The sequence below is a fragment of the Paenibacillus sp. 1182 genome, from assembly GCF_017833915.1.
In the GTDB taxonomy this organism is placed as follows: domain Bacteria; phylum Bacillota; class Bacilli; order Paenibacillales; family Paenibacillaceae; genus Paenibacillus; species Paenibacillus polymyxa_D.
In genome coordinates this window covers 1-19,524 of the sequence record NZ_JAFICR010000014.1, presented here as the reverse complement: position 1 = coordinate 19,524, position 19,524 = coordinate 1, and the positions used below count along the sequence as shown (strand labels likewise).

Genomic DNA, 19,524 nt, shown 5'->3' with positions numbered 1-19,524 from the left:
CATACATAAAGTGATTGTTGTGGGAGAGCAGAAGAGTCAATTATCTTTAAAGAGCTTAAAAAAATCAATGGTTTCTTTTAAATCTTCATCATCAGTATAAATGTTCATCACCTTGCCTATTTCAATTGCAAAGTCCACATACTGATTTGGTTTAGCCGTAATGATATTCTTGTGTATCTCCAGACCCGTTGGATGATTCACAGGATTTTTATAGGAGACACCTGCTATCTCCAGTAGTTCAGTGGCAGAACAAATGGTCGCTATCACTTTATGATCATTATTCAATGTATTAATTAGAGCTAGAAGCTGCTTGTTCGTCTTTAATGGGGTGTTATCTCCGCCAGGTATAATTAGGAGTTGAATATCCTCAGCAGACACTTCATCAAGGGCTACCGAAGGCGTAACTTTAAAATCCTCATAGGAAATTACAGGGTCTTTGGTTACTCCAATCGTAACAATGTCCCCTTTGGTTTTCATAAAATAGGTTGCTAGCATAATCTCAAAACTCACATAACCATCATAAATTAAAACGTGTGATTTCATTTATACACCTACTTCAACATTAGTTTTTAGCTTTGAGTCAATATACCACTTTGATAGGTTTAATTCCATAATTTACAGCAAATATAGGCTTAGAAGTTTAAATAACCAGTCGCACGAAATCAACCAGCGACTGGTTATTTAGCTTTGCTAGAATATGAGTTGAGCGATACCTATAATAGCTTTTTAAGCTGGGAAATACGGCCTTGGGATACGCCGAGCCGTTCAGCGTATTCGCCTTGCTTGGCGTTTGGATGCTCGTGCATGAGTCTTCTTAGCTTCTCAACCAAATGTTGTGAAGACAACCGATGTACACTTTTTTCTTTGCACGCAGGTTCCTTAATAACAGGTACAGGCATTTGACTCACACCTATGTTTCCCTTCAGATCGTTTATGCATTTTTTACATAAAAATGAACCCCTGAAATAGCTTAAATCCTGAACCGAATAGCATAAATGACAGCAGACTCCTATATACTTTCGCATGCTCAATAATCCTGTTTCAACATCCAAATAAAATTCTAAAGATTCACCAGCTTGAATCCCCATAGAGGTTCGCATCTCCTTAGGAATAACAATCCGGCCTAACGTATCCAAGGGACGTGTCATACCTGTATTTTTCAAGTGATCTTCTCCTTCCATTGTCCAACATCTAATGATCTCCTAAAAAAAATATAAAAATCAATAAAGTAAAAGCATTTATGTTTGTTCCAAAAGATGGTATTATCGTGAAAGAAAATCAATAATTATACCATTAGTTTCCAAACTACATTGTTTATTGAAATTGAAATTGAAATTCTATGAAAATGCTGAAAGGGTGGTTTATCCATGGAAATCACACCTACGATACAGGCAGAAATTCAAACTTATCTGAAACGAAAAGGCTTAACGATGACCAAGTTTGGTCACACGATTGATTTGAATGTAGGTACAGTTAGTAGCATTGTGACTGGTAACCGATCTATTTCTGTTCATCAACTGGATAGTATTACTGCGGGAATGAATTTACCACCGGATTATTTTTACGAACGTTATATTGAAGAATGCATTGAAGAATCTCCGCTAAACTGGAAAAAAATAAGCCCTTTCTTATACCGATGCATTGAACTAGGACGACTCGACTGCTTGCAGCGAGTTGTAATTTTGCTATTGGATAACCCTAATTATCCGCCATCGCTCTTTGAAGTTGCCGAAAATGTATACAAAGACGGTTACAACGAAGCAGCGGCATACCTTTACAAAAAGGTGGCTGAAAGTGAGAAGCAGCAGCATTCAGAGCGATTGGCGGTCTGCCAGTATCGTTTGTTCCAAATCAATATTGGACAAGATAGAGCTGTAAATCTTCAAGCTGCCATTGAATTTGCCCCTTTTGTGGATCGTTTAGACGAGATAGAGCAATTAGATGCTTTAAAAGATTTGGCTAACGTGTACAGATCATTAAGTATGTGGGACAAGGTGTATGAATTTGCCCATCAGATGGGTCAATTAGGACAGATCCAATATAATTTGGTTCATAACTCTAAGCGAAAAGGAACAGAGCCACGAAAGAAACTAAGCAGGCCACTGTTTGTATACATAGTTTACTCCGAGTTGCTGTGTGCTAATGCTTGCGATGCAAAAGGCGATCATGAACAGGCATTAGAACATATTCGAGGTTATGCCGATCTAAGTTGGGTGAAGGAACAAGATTCCGAGTCTCTCTATTGGAAGAAGCAGTATCTGCAATGGGCGAAAATTAATACGTACGTCAATAGACTTATGTCCGGGGACATCAGTGTTCTGCCGGATTACGTAGAACATATGGCTGCCGAAAAAGAGATTTTTTCCGAATTAATAAACGTCATTGAAGTGGCTAATCGGTACAATGTAGATGTGGACCATATCTTACAGCGCTTTGAACCCCAAATTGCAGCTTATCAGGAACCGTCATCTTCTGACATGTACACACAACAAGTTTTACCGGGAGAATACATTCGGTTCTGGTACAAGATGGCTAAATACAATTTAAATAAAGGTAGATATCCATATGGTTTCAAATGTCTCCTAAATGCATGGGAAAAGGCCGAATCCATTAATAAAGGAATACTTTCACATAATTGTGCAATGTTATTTGAACGATTCAAAGCGTATGCCGTTTCTGAAACCCGAGATCAGTTGCAAAGTCTATGGGAGAAAATTGATCAAAAAGATGGTTTTACTTTTTACAATAACTAGCTGTTTACCGGTATTCACAGTACCAGTACAAGCTGGAAATCTAATACATGGCATGATCCAAACACAAGGACACGTTGGTGGAAGTGATCCAAGTAATCATCATCTTCAAATTCATTACTATTGACCAGCTTATAGCTGGTCTATTTTTGTATTATTTTGTAATTTTTCGGTTCAAAAAAGATCATGACGTAGTTGGACATCCCTCCTTAAAATAAGATTCAATAGGAGGTATGCAGGATGAACAGGGATAAAACGGAAACGTTAATTCAACAAATGGAACACGCCAGACAACACTTGCATGATCTTTACGCAGAGTATGGCTTCGGACATGCTTGTGTACTTGAACAGTCTATGCTTTTGGATGAACTGATTAATCAGTACAACCGTATGTATCAGACCAGAAAGCAGCCTCACCATGTTTTGGATCAGATCATTAACAACGACGATGTTATGTTCAGTCCATCCTCCCCTTTCTCTTTATGCAAAACTGTGACTTCTCCCACGTAATGTTTATTATTATTCTATATAATGACTTATTTTAAAATAAAATACATATTCATGTCATAAAATGTTAATCATTTTTTTGGGGACAGCATACTAAGGCAACAAAAAAGCAGAGCTCCATAAGAGAGCCCTGCCAAAGTCCATTGGATTTATAACCCCATGCTGAAACACAGACGCACAAGTTTAGCCAAGCTCCTGCGTGCTTTTGGAAGCGCGCTTAGAGGAAAGGAACTGGAAACGAAACGAATGCCAGTTCAACCGCTGTCTGCCTTTGGAGCCAACAATCCAGTTGCCGCCGGGCAGATGGGCAAAGAGCCAGCTGATGCCCAGAGAAACACTTGCCACGACGACAAACGTAATGAGCGTAGCTGTAAAATGATGATCACCCAGTGCAAGCGGGCGGGTGTAGTAGGATATGAAGGACAGCACGAGCGCATGGGCCAGATATCCTCCGAAGGAATAGCGTCCGATCCAGTTCAGCATACGGCGAAACGGCTCGGATCGCGTATCTTTTTGCAAATGAAGCAGCAGTCCATACAACAAAAGCAACTGCGAGACAATCAGCACGAAGGTGCTTGGTTTCAAATAAGTAGAAATATTGAGATTGATCGTATCACCCGACTGGATCAGCATTGTGTGACCCATAAGCATGAATAGACCAATAAAGACAAATACATTCCACGGTAACGTCTGTTGGGCCAATCCCCGCCAGGTGTCCGTCATATAGGCGCACACTGCGCCCAGCATAAAATAGAAAAAATACATAACAAAGTTATAAGTGCGGTAATCTAACAGAGTCTGCCAAAAGGACGGCAACCCAGTGCTCCATGCAGACATGTCATAGTAGGACCATTGTAACAACAAAGCGTAAGCCGCAGCGGCAATCAGCATAACAGCCAAAACAAGCTGTTTGCGTCTTTTCGTGCTGTAACGGCGTAGAAACGCTTGAACCTGCCCGGCTGCTTTTGAAAATAAAGGAAACAAAATATAAAACTGAAAGATCATCACTACAAACCATAGATGATATCCGCTGACGGGGATGATCATTTCCTCGAACATACCTTTGTAAAAATAAATATTTCCCCACTGCGCCGTTGACCAGTTTTGAGTACATACCCAATAAATAACCGTCCAGCAGAGGAAAGGAACATAAATATCTCGAAACCGCCTGCCAATATAGCGAGGGTAGCCAATCGGTTTGTTACCATTATAAAAAAGCAGCGCCGCAGACAGGAAAACGAACGTCGGTGTGCCAAAACGTGTCAAATGATACAGCATCGCGAGCATCACAGAATCTGGCTGTTGGATGTCGCTGCGATAAATATATTCGCCAATGCAATGCTGAAGCACGACAGCGAGGTAGGCAAGGCCCCGTAGTTCTGTCCACTCCGCGATACGCGGCTTGCTCATCCATATCACTCCTTTTCCTCAAGATACGCACATGTTTTTCCTAGCGCAATTGTAGGTATTGTAACGTAGAAACATTAGTGCAGGATTAACGCCACCTGAAAGTAAGAAGAGTGAAGTAGTTCCAATTTAATATGATTGCGTTTACAATCTAAGTGAAACCAGAATAAATTAAAGTGAATTTATAACTTAAGGATACACACAGGAAGAGGGAGGAAGGATGAAAAAAACGCTGCTGGTATATATGCTGTTGATTGCGGCCTTTGCTCTCTATGTGTTCAGGTATGAACAAACTGGCCCGTTGAATGGTACTTGGGAAGATAAGGGGCTACGAGGCAGCATCGGAGAAACCTATATGATGATTACCTTCCAGTCTGGCTTGGAGTATTGGAAAAGCGGGCTCAAGGGTTTCGAGGATGCAGGAGATGCTTTGGGAGTGACTGTGGAGTATCGGGGAGCTACCCGTTATGATGCACAGGAGCAGACGACAGTTATTGAGCAGGCGATTGCTCGTAAGCCCGCAGGGATTGCCATATCAGCGATTGATCCTCACTCTCTGATTCCGGTAATTAATAAGGCGCTGGATGCGGGCATTCCTGTGGTACTGTTTGATGCCGAAGCGCCGGGGAGTCGGGCGTATTCTTTTTTGGGCACGGATAATTATAAGGCGGGCGTGACCGCTGCGGACAAAATGGCAGAGCTGTTGGGACGAGAAGGTCAAGTCGCTGTTTTGACGCTACCCGGTCAGCAAAATCATGAGGAACGCTTGCGTGGCTTTCGCGATACCATACAGCGGCAGTATCCTGCCATGAAGGTGGTGGAAGTAGCGGATGGCCGCGCAGACGCGATGGTCTCCCGGGATGAGTCGCAAAGGCTGATGAAAGCTTATCCGAAACTGGCGGGCATTTTTGTGACCGAAGCAACGGGAGGAACAGGTGTAGGTGAAGCGGTACTGAGTCAAAAAAACAGCCACCCGCTGAAAATCATTTCTTTTGATACGAATAAAGCGACATTGGATATGATTCGTGGTGGCACAATCTCGGCAACAATTGCCCAGGGAACATGGAATATGGGCTATTGGTCGCTTCAATATCTGTTCCATCTGCATCATCATTTGACGACTCCTGCGCCTTCTTCCACTGGAGACAACACTCCGCTGCCCGTGCGGGTAGACACTGGAATCTCTGTTGTCACCCAGGCGAATGTAGATGATTATTATGCGAAATAAATTTTGGAAGCGTATCCAGCTAGGAGTGCACCACATGATGCCGCGGTTACGCTTGCGCAATATGCCCTTACGTTATCAGCTGATGCTTCTGTTCCTGTTGTTTGGCATTGTACCTTCGCTGGGATTAGGTCTGCTGGTCAATTGGACGGTGGAACGGATTATTGAGCGGCAGGTGGAAGACCATACGATGCAGTTGATTGGCAAGGTAAATGAAGCACTGGACACCAAAATGGAAAATTTGCAGAACATGACGTATCTGATTGCTTTTAACCCCGATATCGGGGAGTTCTGGAAAGGGAACACGCTGGCTGACGGCCACGCAGGTCATGCGAGTGTAATAACACCGGAAAACCAGGGGGAGCAGACTCAGAACTCGGCGCAAAATCAGGCTCTCAGCTCCAAGCAGGCATTAAGTTCTGTACAGGAGCAGGATACGCTGTATAAAATGAAGCAATTTTTGCAGGGCTATACTACGTTATATCCTGAAATTGCAGGGATTCTGATCGTGAACGAAAAAGGCGACTATATCAGCAACGAAATGTATGCTCGAAGCACGCGTAGCCTGACGGAAGAAGATTGGTACCAACAGGCGGCGCAGCATGCAGGCATATTCACTGTGCTAGGACAGCCGAGCCACCGTAATGTGACCACTCATGTCCGGTACAAGGACAGTGAAATTGTCTCCGTCGTTCGTTCGGTTACGGATTCGGAAACCGGACGCGTGCTAGGCGCGATAATGATTGACCTCAAGCTACGGGCTGTGTCGCAGGCCGCCAGAGATGTAACCTTGGGCAAAAGTGGCTATTTAATGGTGACAGATGCTGAGGGACGCAGCGTGTACAGGCCGGATATGCCTTTGATTGAGCGCATTCCACCGCAATGGTTCGGGGCAGGTGACAGCGGGATGTTTACCCGTGAAGCTGGGGGCAGAGAATTGCTGTTCATGTTCAGGGCTTCCGAATTCACGGGCTGGAGAACAGTAGGGGTATTCCCGGCACGCGAATCTACACTGGAAGTGCGGCAAATTCAGTTCTATGTCGTCTGTTTTGTTTTCATTGTATGTCTATTTGGCTTAACGGCATCCTTGCGATTGTCGAGTTCCATTGCGCAGCCAATTTTCCGGCTGATGTCCTATATGCGGACGGCAGAGACAGGGGATCTTACAGTTCGCCAATGGAGTGACCGTGGGGATGAAGTCGGAATGCTGGGGCGGAGCTTTAACCGGATGCTGGAGCAAATTCGCCGTCTCATGTCACTTAGCGAACTGAGAGAACGGCAAAAACGGGATGCCGAGCTACGCAGCCTTCAGGAGCATATTAAGCCCCATTTTCTATACAATACGCTAGATACGATTCATTGGATGGCCCGAAGAAATGGAGTAGACGACGTATCTGACATGGTAGGAGCGCTATCGAGATTGTTTCGTCTCGGGCTGAGCAAGGGGGATGACTTTATTCCGCTGCGCTCCGAGATTGAGCATATATCTAGCTATATGCAAATCCAGCAAACCCGCTATCGTGACCGACTTCGCTGGGAGTTGAATGTACCCGACGAGCTAAAGGATCTGTTCGTGTTGAAGTTGATGCTTCAGCCTGTAGTGGAAAATGCGATTTATCACGGCATCAAGGCCAGACGTGGCCCAGGCACGATTTGGATAGAAGCTAAAGCTGAAGGCGACAAGCTGCTGCTGACGGTGCGTGATGATGGCGCAGGGATGGCGGCAGAAAGGCTGCGTGAGCTGCGTGAATTGCTGGAAATACCGCTGGAGGCGATGGAAGGACAGCAGAAGCAAAGTGGGGCTAGTACAAATGGTAGAAGCTACGGCATGCTGAATGTACAAGCGCGTATCCGGCTATCTTTTGGTGAGGAATATGGAATTGTACTGGATAGTAAAGAAGGAGCAGGCACCTGCGTGACGATCATTCATCCGCTGCTGCTGGATATGGCGCAACTGAAGAAGCCGCATGAAAAAGGAGAGGGTCAGGATGACGAAATCAAAGGGCAGAGACAACTCAACGACGGTGAGTCTGATTGACCAGGCCATAACGGAAGTGATAACAGGGACAGCACAGCGTTACCAAGTATTGATCGCAGATGATGAGCCGATCATCCGAGAGGGGATACGGGATTGCATAGACTGGGCGGCACTCGGCATGGAGGTTGCAGCTGAGGCGGAGGATGGTGAAGAAGCGCTGGAGCTGGTGGGTCAGCTTCGCATAGACATCATGCTGGTCGATATGAATATGCCGTTCATGGACGGGATTGAACTGATTCGTCGGCTGCGGGAGGTACGTTCGGAGTGCCGCTGTCTAATCATTTCCGGGCATGATGAATTTGCTTATGCGCAGGAGGCTGTCCGACTTGGCGTAGAGGATTATATTTTGAAGCCGGTAGATGCTGAGCAGCTTCACGCTGCGCTGTCACGGCTCGGTCAGCGGCTCGAGGAAGAGCGTAAGCGTGCCGCCTATGTAGAACAAGCTGCCGGGCAGATTGAGCGGAATATTCCGCTGCTGCGCCAGCGGTTTTGCCTGGAATGGCTGGAAGGGCAACACACGGGAAAAGACGTCATGGAGCAATTGGCGTTTTTACGGCTTCCATCGCGGCCGCCTGCTCAGATCGGTGTCGTACGGTGGCCTGCGGCAGAGGCCCGGCAGACGATTATGCGCGAGAATGACCGCCAGTTGTTTCTTTTTGCCGCTGAAAATATTATTGGCGAACTGCTGGAGGACCGACCGCATGTGTTGTTCCGCGATGCGAACGGGCTGATCGGCATATGCCTGTGGCAGGAGGCACCCGAGACGATTGGCGCTTCCATGGAGCAGGCGATTGGACGCTACCTGAATATAGCGGTTCATACGCATGTGGAATCCAACGCGGGTGGGCTGGAAGGCGTAATGGACGCGTACCGGGTGAGTCGGGATCGAGTGTATGGTGAATCGCAGCTGTCTCCCATCGTACGTCGGGCACGGCAGCTCATTCAGGAAGGTTACGCCGATCGGGAGTTGACGCTGGAAGCCCTTGCCTCGCGGCTACAGGTATCCGCCGTATATCTCAGCCGTGTGCTCAAAAAGGAGCTCAACGACAGTTTCGTGACCCTCGTCACGCGTGCCCGTATCCGTAAAGCAGTGCAGCTACTGGATTCCACGACGTTGTCTATCTATGATATAGCAGAACGTACGGGTTACGACAGTCAGCACTATTTTAGCACCGCTTTTAAAAAGACCATGGGTGTGTCCCCTGTGCAGTACCGTAAAGGCGGGGGAATTCAGGAAAATTCGCTGGAGTAGGAATGATTGGCATGTGGAATTGTCCTACACTGTTCTATGATGATAAATGCTAAAAAAATGTGTGTGTAATCACACCTACGCATTCAGGGGTTTGTTACGCTGGGGATAACGAACAAATATCTATAAATATTTGGAGGAAAACGATATGTTTTGTTATCAGTGTGAACAGACGCCGAGTGGCGGGTGTAAAGTAGTTGGGGTGTGCGGGAAAGATGAGACGATAGCGAGCTTGCAGGATACGATGATTTTTGCATTAAAAGGGATTGCTGCCTATGCGACACATGCTCGCCAGTTGGGCTATACCGATCCTGAGGTAGATCGCATCACGCATGAAGCGTTATATATGACCTTAACCAATTCTAACTTTAATGTACAAGAGCATTTGGAAATGGCGATGAAGGTCGGAAATGCGGCTGTACGGATCATGGATGTGCTGGATCGTGCGCATACGGATCGTTTTGGCATTCCGCAGCCGATTACGGTCAGCCAAAATAAAATCGAAGGCCAATGCATCGTCGTGACCGGACATAATCTGTATGCGCTGGAGGAATTGCTGCGGCAGACAGAGGGCAAGGGCATTAATATCTATACTCACTCGGAAATGCTGCCTGCTCACGGTTATCCGGCATTGAAGAAATATGCACATCTCAAAGGGAATATCGGTAAAGCCTGGTACGATCAGCGTAGACTGTTCGAAGAGTTCCCGGGCGCAATTCTGGCTACGACGAACTGTGTTATGCCGATTAAAGGCACGTATGCAGACCGCTTCTTCTCTTATGAAGTAGCCGGGCTGGAGGGAGTAGCCAAGATCATGGACGACGACTTTTCACCATTGATCGAGCGCGCGTTGGCTCTGCCAGCCGCAGATGTAGATTCAGAGCAGGTGCTTACAACGGGATATCATCATGAGACAGTTATCGGGCTGGCTCCTGAGATTATTCAGGCCGTTAAAGACGGACATATCCGCCGTTTCTTCGTCATCGCAGGCTGCGACGCACCAGGCAAAGGCGGCAACTATTATCGCGAGCTGGCTACATCCTTGCCGAACGATACGGTCATTCTGACCACATCCTGTGGTAAATTCCGCTTCAATGACGTGGATTATGGAACCGTTGGAGATACAGGAATTCCGCGTTATATTGATTTGGGGCAATGCAACAATTCGGGTTCTACTGTGAAAATCGCTCTGGCATTAGCGGATGCATTCGGTTGTACGGTGAACGAGCTGCCTGTCAGCATTGTGTTGTCCTGGTTTGAGCAAAAAGCCGTTGCCATCCTGCTGGGCTTGTTCAGCCTTGGCATCCAGGATATTCGCATTGGGCCGAAGCCGCCTGAGTTTATTTCTTCTGGCGTGCTGGATGTACTAGTGGAGATGTTTGGCTTGAAGCTAATTACGACCGCAGAGGAAGATATGAAAGCGATGTTGGCATTGTCGTAAGAGGTTGGTGGGGAACTGCAAAGCGCAGTTCCTTTTTTGTTTCATCGTTCATCGATTCTTATAAAGATGTCCGTAAGAATCTTTAATGCCAGTTCAGTATCTTTGGATTCACGAGTTCTTAGGAGAGTTAAAATGGTTTTTATACTTGAATGTTCTTCGGTAAGCTCATCATTGTCCTTCACATATGTAAGCAACTGATAGACGCCCACGTTCAATGCCTTCGCTATTTTCTCCAGATTTTTCAAAGATATATTTCTCTCCGCTCGCTCAATAAATCCAATATAACTCGAATTGAATCCTGCTTTTTCGGCTAAAGCTTCTTGGGAAAGCCCTTTAGACTTTCGAATATCTCGAATACGTGTACCGACTAATTCCAAAAGTTCTGACATGAATACACCTCTCTATAGTAAGGGTTCTACAAAATCGATTCCAATCGCTCCAAAGTGCAATATATAGACGAACTAGATCATCACGACCTATATATTATTATTGGAAGTCGCTTGTTGGATTTTGCAAAATCCTCTAGTTAGAAGTGTAGAGAAAGAGTTACATCTAATTAATAAGTGTTAGTAAGTAAATTGAATTAAAAACTACTATATAGTAATATTTATTAGGAAGCTTGTCCGGTAGCTAGAAAATTATACATCTTGATGGTTACATATTTGTGCTACGTTGCTCACATCTGTTTCAGGATTTTGCAAAACCCTTATTTATGAAATTTTAATTCAGGAGTTGATTCCCCATGAAACATTACTCCTTAAGTCCCCAACTACATAATGGTTCTGATTTCAAATTGCCTAAGTACAGCGACACCTACATATTCAATTGCATGATGGATTTTCAAAAGCTTGCCGAATACCAGATCAAGCTTGCACAGATGATGCGCGACCATCATCAGTTTCAAAACTGCCTCATTCTTTGTGATCGAGCGATGTTTTCTATGGCTAAGGCCATGTATGTTCATCGAAACCAAATCATTCCATCGTACATTCGATCCATGACTGACCTATTCCCTTTAATTCACACAGATGCTGAGCCCAATTTAGATATGGTGCTGTTTATCGGTACGGTACATTATCTGGTTTCGGGAGAGGATGAAGCATCCGAGGAGACGATGAGACAGGAGGAAGTAGACAAGTTGCTTTATAAAACGGACTCTATTCTAGAGTCTCTGTCACAGCGGATCGTAGCTGATCCGTCTAAGCGGTATCCATCTATTTATAAAGAAAATTCGTTCAATGAATCGGTAGATCTTTTATCAATAATACCCGGTTCTTTTTGAGATAATGATATAATGAAGAAAAGGAAGATGTTGGATGAAGGTTGCGCTTCCACATATCAGAAAGGGTGTTATTTCATATGCCTACATACAACAAACTGGTGCGGGATCGGATTCCGCACCTCATTATGTCTCAGGGCAAGGAATGTCGGACACGCATTTTGGACCCAGAGGAGTATAAGCAGGCACTGCGAACGAAGCTTCGTGAAGAAGCCGAGGAATATTTTGAAGCGAATAAAGATCAGGAAGCGCTAGAAGAGCTGGCGGATATGCTGGAAGTCATCCGAGCACTAGCAGAAGTACATGGGGCGAATGTACCCGAGTTGGACAAGCTGTGGGCAGACAAAGCCGAGGCCCGAGGCGGATTCCAAGAGCGGGTGTTCTTAATTGATGTCGACGAAGCTTAATGCCAAGTGGTACACATGGAATAAACCTATTTTCTTATATATTATGTATAGTTAACGTTTGACGATTCTTACGTACATGTCATTGATGGGATGCCCGTGTAAATCAATTATTCAAAAAAGCTTCTGTTTAGTAAACTGTACCCTGTAGAGTAGACACTTCAAAAAAGTCTCTCTATGGGGTATTTTTTATGTATACCGTGAAAAAGACAGGGATGGGGATACAGATGAGTAAAAAAATGTTCACAGCAGAAGAAATAAAACAGCTTTCCGCAAACCCATATGTGAAATCTGTATCTTCTAAAGGAATTACGTATACCGAAGAGTTTAAACAGCTCTTTATCGCATCTAATCAACAAGGCAAACTGCCAAGAGATATTTTCGAAGACTGCGGATTTGACGTCCAGATCGTCGGCATGAAGCGGATTGGATCTTCTGGGAAAAGGTGGAGAGCCTCTTACAGGGAACAGGGTACCCTGGGTTTACAAGATACGAGAGGTAAGTATTCGGGGAGACCACTGCAACGAGAGCTCACCTTGGAAGAAAAGAATGCACGACTTGAAGCACAAATTCATCTCTTGAAGGCAGAAAACGAACTGTTAAAAAAGATTCGTCTGGCAGAAGGGAGGCTGGGAAACAGGGGATAGAACTGGCGCCTTGCCATAAATATATCCTAATTCAAGATGTAATTCAGAAATACAAGCTGAAGCGGATGGTAGGCTATCTATGTAAGACTGCAGCCGTCTCCAAGAGCGGCTATTATGGCTACTGGTCCTCTACATCCATCAATCTGCGCGATCAAAAAGAACAACACGATGAAGCGGTTAAATATACGATAACCCAGGCATTCCACTTCAAAAAAACGTAAGCGAGGAGCTCGTTCCATCAAGATGATTCTAGAGGGACAATTTCAGGTGGTTTACAATCTGAAAAGAATACGGAGGATCATGAAAAAATATGGCATGGTCTGTCCTTTCCGAAGAGCCAATCCATACAAGCGAATGATGAAGGCGACTCAGGAACATCGGACCCTACCTAACTTGTTGAAGCGCAACTTTAAACAGGAAGTGCCCGGTAAAGTGTTGCTCACCGATATTACCTACTTAGTCTATGGGAAAGGTCAACGAGCATATTTATCCACGATTAAGGATGGTTCTACAAACGAAATTCTAGCTTACCATGTGTCTGAGCGAATCACCATGGATCTGGCGATGGAAACGTTGCTCAAATTAAAGAAGAATCGAAGTTTTAAGAAGACTTCAGAAGCTTTGATTCATTCCGATCAAGGGACTCACTACACGCATCCGGATTTTCAAAAGATGGTGAACCACATGGGGTTCAAACAATCCATGTCCAGGCGAGGAAACTGCTGGGATAACGCCCCACAAGAATCATTCTTTGGTCATTTAAAAGATGAGGTATCCCTAAAAACATGTACCACCCTGGACGAAGTTAAACGAGAAATCAAGTCGTATATGACCTACTACAACCATTACAGATATCAATGGAACTTAAAAAGGATGACCCCTGTACAATACAGAGATCATCTCCTTCAAGCAAACTAGTCTTTTTTAGAATAGTCCTTTACATAGGGTACAGTTTATAGAAGGCAGGGATTTTTTTGTTTTTAACTATAGTTATCAGTCGTAATATTCTTCCATTTGATGATACAATATAAACATGATTCAAAAGGACTATTTCAAATACGGTGATTCATTTAACTTATTATATTCCTTGTTTTCACGAAATTCGTAAATAATACGTTAGCAGAAATTAACCTAGGAGGACTTCAAATGAGATTAAAAATGAATTTACTTGAGAATGCATACGATTTTTTAAATTCTTCACTTTCTTACTACAGTTATGCTGAAGAAGATTTTAGAGCGTGGAAAATTGCTTTTATAAATATTGTACAGTCAATTGAGTTGATGACTAAAGAGAAACTTAGACGTTCAAATAAGTTTCTGATTTATGAAAATATTGATAATCCTAAAAATACTATTTCATTTTCATTGGCATTAGATAGAATGATTAACATTCTTGAGCTACCTCTTGAAAAGAATGACGTTCAAAAAATCAAAAAGGCTATAGCATTAAGAAACCAAATGATGCACTTTGAAGTAGATTTACCTGTTCAAGAACTAAAATCAAAGTATTCAGTGTTATTTGAGTTTGCAACTTCATTTCATTACAGATTTCTGGATGGTGAATTACATAATTTCATTGATGAAGGATTATGGGAAGAAGAAGCTGAATTGATGGCCTTCTTCAAACAAGATTTTTTTATTTATAACTCTGAAGAGGTACATCGCTTATTCCCAAAAGATTTTATAGAATCAAAATATATTGAAGAATATGTGATAAAAGGCGAAGCGTATCCTCGAATTAGATACGGTGAAGAGAAGTATGAACGAGGATTAAGACATACTAGGGAAACTTGTGCTGATTGTATGGTTAAACAAGGTGAATTTCATGTGCTCGGATGTGACTGGGAGCAATGTCCAAAATGTTTTGGACAAGCAATTGGATGTGGTTGCAATTCTGAGGAAGAAGAGATGGTATTATGATTCTATAGAAGGGGTTACATCTGATAACATTATATTCACGCGTCGGGCATGCGCCCTCGTTCCGGCAGAGGGATTTCAGGGAAGCAGAGGCAGCCGGACACATCCGACTACGTCGGACGTCGTGAGTACGGGAACGTTATAGGAAATGGGCTGTAAATAATATATAAAGGGCGATAACAAAGAATGAAGAAAAAGATTGCAATTATGTTAGGGGAATTTTTAACTAATTTTATGAAGGTAATAATACATTTACCGGGGTTCCAAGTAACAATAACAAATGAAGTATATCAATCAATAATGAAAGAACTACACGGATCAAGAATCGAAATAGAAAAAAAGATTCGGAAGGCATACGAATCGTTACATGAAACTTCAAATTTACTTTTTGAATTGGAGGATACTTTGAAAGAACGAACCGAAAAATTGAATTACCTTAGAACTGAATACGAGAGATATAACAAATTAACTGAAATAGAACATAGTAAGGCCGTACCTCTTATCAATCATATGGACACTATCTTAGAAAGAGGAAAGAAAACGGAAAGGTGGTTCAACTTCTTTCTGGGTTTAGCTGCTGGTGTTATTACTACACTATTGGGGATCATTTTTGGGCCATATATCACGAACGTATTTATTAAGTAATTCGATGAAGTCAGCCACATCCTATAACATAATATTCAAGCTGCGGCTCCTTACGGAGCCTTGGTCTGCGGGATGAATTTCGAAGAGGAATTTCAGCAGACAACCCTTCGGGGTTCATGAATACAGGAACGTTATACGTATCCCTTGTTCTTACTTTAATTCGTTTAAGGAGACGATAGGATTGTCATATCTAAAATTACAAACATATTCTTATAGATTCGCCGAGGAAGTACTTAATAGTAATTTGAGTTTGAAGAAAGAAATAGAAGAAATCTTACAAAGTGATTTTGATGAATTGTATTTATCCAGACCAGGATTTAATAGATTATTAGAAGTGAGATTCAAAGAAAGAATGTGGATTTCCCAACCACCACTATTTGAAGAAGCAGGAGATCCAGCAACCAAAATGGATTTTCTAAAGAATCGACTGGGGGTTGAAGTCCAATTTGGACATGCTTCTTTTATTGGAATAGATTTATTGAAATTTCAAGTTGCTTCGTATTCGGGGTTAAATAAAATTGATATAGGAATTTATATAGTTACAACAAAGCATTTCCAGAGAACAATGAAGAATCTCTACAATCATAATTGGGATGGATCTCTATCATTTGAGAAGGTGGTTAAATATCTTCCTCACTATAAGAGCGCAATACAAGTACCTATTTATGTTATAGGTATAGACGCTTAAAAACGGAAGAGTAAACATGGACTATAACGAGATGACAGGGGCTACGTATAACATAATTTTCAAGCTTCGACTCCTTACGGAGCCTTGGTCTGCGAGATGGGTTTCGAAGAGGAATTTCAGCAGACACACCTGGCATCGTGAATACAAGAACGTTATACGCAACACACTAAAAAAATTATTGAGGAGATATCATATATGACTAAGAAGCCACAACTTATTCTACCACCAAATATCCCGAATTTATTTGGTCCAATGGGGGAATCTGTTTTCTCTCATCCATTATGGTGGTTGTTTAGATGAAGAAAAAAAGAAAGAAATATCTTCAAAAAACTTAGAAGCATTAGTACATATAATTCCTTTAAAGGATGACAGACTTTTATTATTAACTGGCGCACTTATCATTGAGAACTCTATTGATAACTATCTTTCAGATTTTATGTCTGGATATAATGCATTAAAAGAAAACAGAGATTTCTCGCTTTCAATGAAAATTGGATTAGCTAAAGCATTGGCTCTGTGTCCATCAAAGATTTTTAACTATTGCAATATAATACGGTTAATGAGGAATGATTTTGCTCACAACTTACAGGCAAAGGAAATTGAAGGATTACCAGACAGACATAAACAAACACTTTATCAATATTTACTAGAACTTTATCCTGCTTATGATGAGCAGACTGTTTTGTATGAGTAAGTTTTTGACTAGTATCCGAAACTGTGTTTGCGCTTGAAATGTATCGAACAGCTATTCAAAAACTAAATCAAATGATAAGAAGTGCTGATATTGAGGAGATAATGAAAGATTTTTTTGAATTTTCGCAAGAATCTCGTTGAAGTAGTGTACTACGTATAACAAAATATTCGCACTGCGGGCCATATGGTCCTTGATTTGTCCGAGGCACTTTCAAAGAAGAATAATCAGACAGATACATCCATCCATTCCCCTAAGAAAAGAGCTATCTAAAGGGAACCGACGTCGCGAATACCAAAACGATATGAGAAATGACCAGAATAATTAAAAAGGAGCTTTCAATGAATTCAGCAATTGATCCTGTCAGTGGTAAACTTTATGAAGTAGAAGTTTGGTTGAAGAACTGTGGTAATCGAAGAGAAGGAATTTGTCAAGTATGTGGAGATAACGTCTATCTCCGTGCAGACAAATCTGAAGATAGAAGAACACACTTTGCACATAAAAAAGGCTCACCATGTCCTACCATTGTTGAAAATCATAGACCATTTGAACAGTTAAATGCTAGTGATACTGATTTAGAGAATGCGAAAATTGTTAAATTGTTAATTAATTCATACTCATATTTATTGTATGAGAAATGTAAAAGAATGTCTGAAAGTTTAACTGTTAAAGAATTCAGAGAATTGATTGAGTTTGCAAATACAAAAGGAGTTTGGAATTATAAAGGACTGACATTTACATATGTTCCTTATATTCTCCTAACCTGTAGAGAGAAGTTTTCAAAAAAAGATAGTGAATTTAGGAAAAGGGACTTTTATTTCGTTTTTGATCCCAATGTGAAAAATGTTGATGAACTATGGAACGACACTAAAAGAAAGAAACAAAAGTTGTGGAAGATATATCTTAGTAATGACAACAGCATTGTAGAATATTTAATTGATGATTCTCTAGAACCTGAATGGTTTGCATTTACAAAAGAGTTTATATCTAAGAAGCTGACTTGAGTTATTCAAGGATGCTGGTCACATCTCATAACATCATATCCACACGGCGGGCATACGCCCTTGGTCCGGCAGAGGGATTTCTGGGGAGGGGCAGCCGGACACACCCAGCATGTGCTGGGCGTCGTGAATATAGGAGTGTTATACGAAACCTAAAATTTACAAAAAAACTAATATTTAAAAGTGTTTTATTACTCTGATAAATTGAATCGAAAAGTTCAGTGTTTTGAACATTAAAGGAGAATGTATTAGATGCAAGAGTTGACAATAGAGCATTTAGCATATTTGTTGAAAGAAGCAAAGGAAAACCATAAACCTCAACCTATATTCTTTTTAGGTGCTGGAGCATCGCGTTCTGGTAACATACCGCTAACACAAGAAATTATTAATGATATATTGAATAAACATCCAAATAGTCCTTTTATTAAAGGTTTAGACGAAGAACAAAGAACATATGCAAGCTTGATGAATTGTCTCACGCCACACGAACGAAATGAACTATTGAAAGGATACATTGATAAGGCGAAAATTAATGTAACACATATATATTTGGCCCAATTATTACAAGAAGGTTTTATAGATTATATACTAACTGTAAACTTTGATAATCTGATGTTGAGAGCGTTAGCAATGTTTAATATATTTCCTTCAACATACGATATGGCGATTCTGAAAGATCTAACAACGACAACATTTAAAGAAAAATCAGTAGTTTATCTTCATGGGCAAAGTCATGGGCTATGGTTACTCAATACGCCTGAGGAAATGAGTAAAGTAAAAACTATAATTCCTCGTATTTTTGATAGTATTAAAAATGAAAGGCCTTGGATTTTTATCGGTTATAGCGGTGAAGATCCAGTTTTTGAGCATATAAAAAAGTTAGGAAGGTTTGACAATAGTCTGTATTGGATTACATATAATGACGAGAGTCCAAAACCTCAGGTAGAGAAATTTATTTCCGATCCGCATATTAATGCTTTCTTAATAAAGGGCTACGACTCTGATTCATTTATGTTGAAACTCAACAGTGAATTGGGATTAGATCAACCACGTATTGTGGATAAACCGTTTACTGCTTTACAGGAAATGCTTCAAGAGATTGTTGATATTGATGAAAAAGAGCATTTTCAAGGGGTTAAAGAACGTTTAGAAATTGCAAAAAGACAAGTGTCAGAAGCCATACAAAAGTATGAATTGGGGGACGTTATTAGAGATTCAAACTTAATAGAGCTTGAAATAGATAAATTGAAAAAAGAAATAATTAATTTGATGATTGATAAAGATTATGACAAAGAAAAAATATCGAGTATAGAAGAGAAAGTTAAAAAAACTAATGATAATACACTTCATGACTTAATATCAGGATTATATAACAACTGGGGGATTGCTTTAAGGAATTTGGCAAAGAGCAAGGAAGGAGAAGAAGGAGAAAAACTGTATCAGCAAGCCTTTGAGAAATACGAAAAGGCCGTTGAAATCAAACCGGACAAGCACGAAGCGTATTACAACTGGGGGATTGCTTTAAGGAATTTGGCAGAGAGCAAGGAAGGAGAAGAAGGAGAAAAACTGTATCAGCAAGCCTTTGAGAAATACGAAAAGGCCGTTGAAATCAAACCGGACAAGCACGAAGCGTAT

General features: G+C 41.8%; 18 protein-coding genes and 1 pseudogene. 15 read left to right on the top strand and 4 right to left on the bottom strand.

Translation table 11 applies throughout. From position 1 onward, the window contains the following. Positions 1-36: 36 nt before the first annotated feature. Together JOD82_RS23570 and JOD82_RS23565 are read right to left on the bottom strand one after the other, a co-directional pair. Complete coding sequence (locus JOD82_RS23570; RefSeq protein ID WP_209950033.1) at positions 37-543, bottom strand: DJ-1/PfpI family protein; 507 nt, start codon at positions 541-543, stop codon at positions 37-39. Between the two features lie 170 nt (positions 544-713). Then, positions 714-1,163, bottom strand: coding sequence for an AbrB/MazE/SpoVT family DNA-binding domain-containing protein (locus tag JOD82_RS23565; protein ID WP_245249123.1), 450 nt, complete (start codon positions 1,161-1,163; stop codon positions 714-716). Between the two features lie 204 nt (positions 1,164-1,367). On the opposite strand from JOD82_RS23565, the gene JOD82_RS23560 reads away from it, so the two are divergent. Both JOD82_RS23560 and JOD82_RS23555 read left to right on the top strand, forming a co-directional pair. Next, entirely contained in the window at positions 1,368-2,753 is a 1,386-nt protein-coding gene (locus tag JOD82_RS23560; RefSeq protein ID WP_209950031.1) for a helix-turn-helix domain-containing protein, read from the top strand. Positions 2,754-2,990: 237 nt separating this feature from the next. After that, positions 2,991-3,260: an aspartyl-phosphate phosphatase Spo0E family protein gene (locus tag JOD82_RS23555; protein ID WP_141695431.1), complete on the top strand. Its 270-nt coding sequence runs from the start codon at positions 2,991-2,993 to the stop codon at positions 3,258-3,260. Positions 3,261-3,440: 180 nt separating this feature from the next. Here the strand turns inward: JOD82_RS23555 and JOD82_RS23550 are convergent, their stop codons facing one another. Beyond that, complete coding sequence (locus JOD82_RS23550) at positions 3,441-4,667, bottom strand: acyltransferase (RefSeq protein WP_165144524.1); 1,227 nt, start codon at positions 4,665-4,667, stop codon at positions 3,441-3,443. Between the two features lie 217 nt (positions 4,668-4,884). Here JOD82_RS23550 and JOD82_RS23545 point away from each other — a divergent pair, with 217 nt between their 5' ends. The 4 genes from JOD82_RS23545 to hcp all read left to right on the top strand — a co-directional run bounded on the left by JOD82_RS23545 (position 4,885) and on the right by hcp (position 10,617). Next, on the top strand, positions 4,885-5,892 hold the full coding sequence (locus JOD82_RS23545) for a substrate-binding domain-containing protein (protein ID WP_165144527.1): 1,008 nt from the start codon (positions 4,885-4,887) through the stop codon (positions 5,890-5,892). Positions 5,893-5,926: 34 nt separating this feature from the next. Continuing rightward, complete coding sequence (locus tag JOD82_RS23540; protein ID WP_209950030.1) at positions 5,927-7,927, top strand: cache domain-containing sensor histidine kinase; 2,001 nt, start codon at positions 5,927-5,929, stop codon at positions 7,925-7,927. After that, positions 7,878-9,179, top strand: coding sequence for a response regulator (locus JOD82_RS23535; protein WP_209950029.1), 1,302 nt, complete (start codon positions 7,878-7,880; stop codon positions 9,177-9,179). The genes JOD82_RS23540 and JOD82_RS23535 overlap by 50 nt, the downstream gene beginning before the upstream one ends. A gap of 145 nt (positions 9,180-9,324) precedes the next feature. Continuing rightward, positions 9,325-10,617 carry a hydroxylamine reductase gene (hcp, locus tag JOD82_RS23530; RefSeq protein ID WP_028543172.1) on the top strand — a complete coding sequence of 431 codons (1,293 nt, stop codon included), beginning with the start codon at positions 9,325-9,327 and terminating at the stop codon, positions 10,615-10,617. A gap of 41 nt (positions 10,618-10,658) precedes the next feature. Here the strand turns inward: hcp and JOD82_RS23525 are convergent, their stop codons facing one another. Beyond that, positions 10,659-11,006 (bottom strand): helix-turn-helix domain-containing protein, encoded by a 348-nt coding sequence (locus JOD82_RS23525; RefSeq protein WP_029516129.1) that lies wholly within the window; start codon positions 11,004-11,006, stop codon positions 10,659-10,661. Positions 11,007-11,359: 353 nt separating this feature from the next. On the opposite strand from JOD82_RS23525, the gene JOD82_RS23520 reads away from it, so the two are divergent. The 9 genes and pseudogenes from JOD82_RS23520 to JOD82_RS23480 all read left to right on the top strand — a co-directional run. After that, the gene (locus JOD82_RS23520) at positions 11,360-11,899 is read left to right on the top strand and encodes a HEPN domain-containing protein (RefSeq protein WP_209950028.1); all 540 of its coding nucleotides are present in this window, start codon (positions 11,360-11,362) and stop codon (positions 11,897-11,899) included. Positions 11,900-11,976: 77 nt separating this feature from the next. Beyond that, complete coding sequence (locus JOD82_RS23515; protein ID WP_209950027.1) at positions 11,977-12,303, top strand: nucleoside triphosphate pyrophosphohydrolase; 327 nt, start codon at positions 11,977-11,979, stop codon at positions 12,301-12,303. A 224-nt stretch (positions 12,304-12,527) separates the two neighbouring features. Continuing rightward, a pseudogene (locus tag JOD82_RS23510) lies at positions 12,528-13,865 on the top strand (IS3 family transposase). Between the two features lie 228 nt (positions 13,866-14,093). Next, entirely contained in the window at positions 14,094-14,867 is a 774-nt protein-coding gene (locus tag JOD82_RS23505) for a hypothetical protein (RefSeq protein WP_209950026.1), read from the top strand. Between the two features lie 183 nt (positions 14,868-15,050). Continuing rightward, positions 15,051-15,509 carry a hypothetical protein gene (locus JOD82_RS23500; protein ID WP_165178539.1) on the top strand — a complete coding sequence of 153 codons (459 nt, stop codon included), beginning with the start codon at positions 15,051-15,053 and terminating at the stop codon, positions 15,507-15,509. 181 nt (positions 15,510-15,690) lie between these two features. Next, entirely contained in the window at positions 15,691-16,197 is a 507-nt protein-coding gene (locus tag JOD82_RS23495; protein ID WP_209950025.1) for a BglII/BstYI family type II restriction endonuclease, read from the top strand. Between the two features lie 244 nt (positions 16,198-16,441). Further along, positions 16,442-16,891 (top strand): hypothetical protein, encoded by a 450-nt coding sequence (locus JOD82_RS23490; RefSeq protein WP_209950024.1) that lies wholly within the window; start codon positions 16,442-16,444, stop codon positions 16,889-16,891. Positions 16,892-17,229: 338 nt separating this feature from the next. Beyond that, the gene (locus JOD82_RS23485) at positions 17,230-17,892 is read left to right on the top strand and encodes a competence protein CoiA family protein (RefSeq protein ID WP_209950023.1); all 663 of its coding nucleotides are present in this window, start codon (positions 17,230-17,232) and stop codon (positions 17,890-17,892) included. A gap of 249 nt (positions 17,893-18,141) precedes the next feature. Then, positions 18,142-19,524: SIR2 family protein (locus tag JOD82_RS23480; protein ID WP_209950022.1), on the top strand; the 1,383-nt coding region annotated here is incomplete at its 3' end.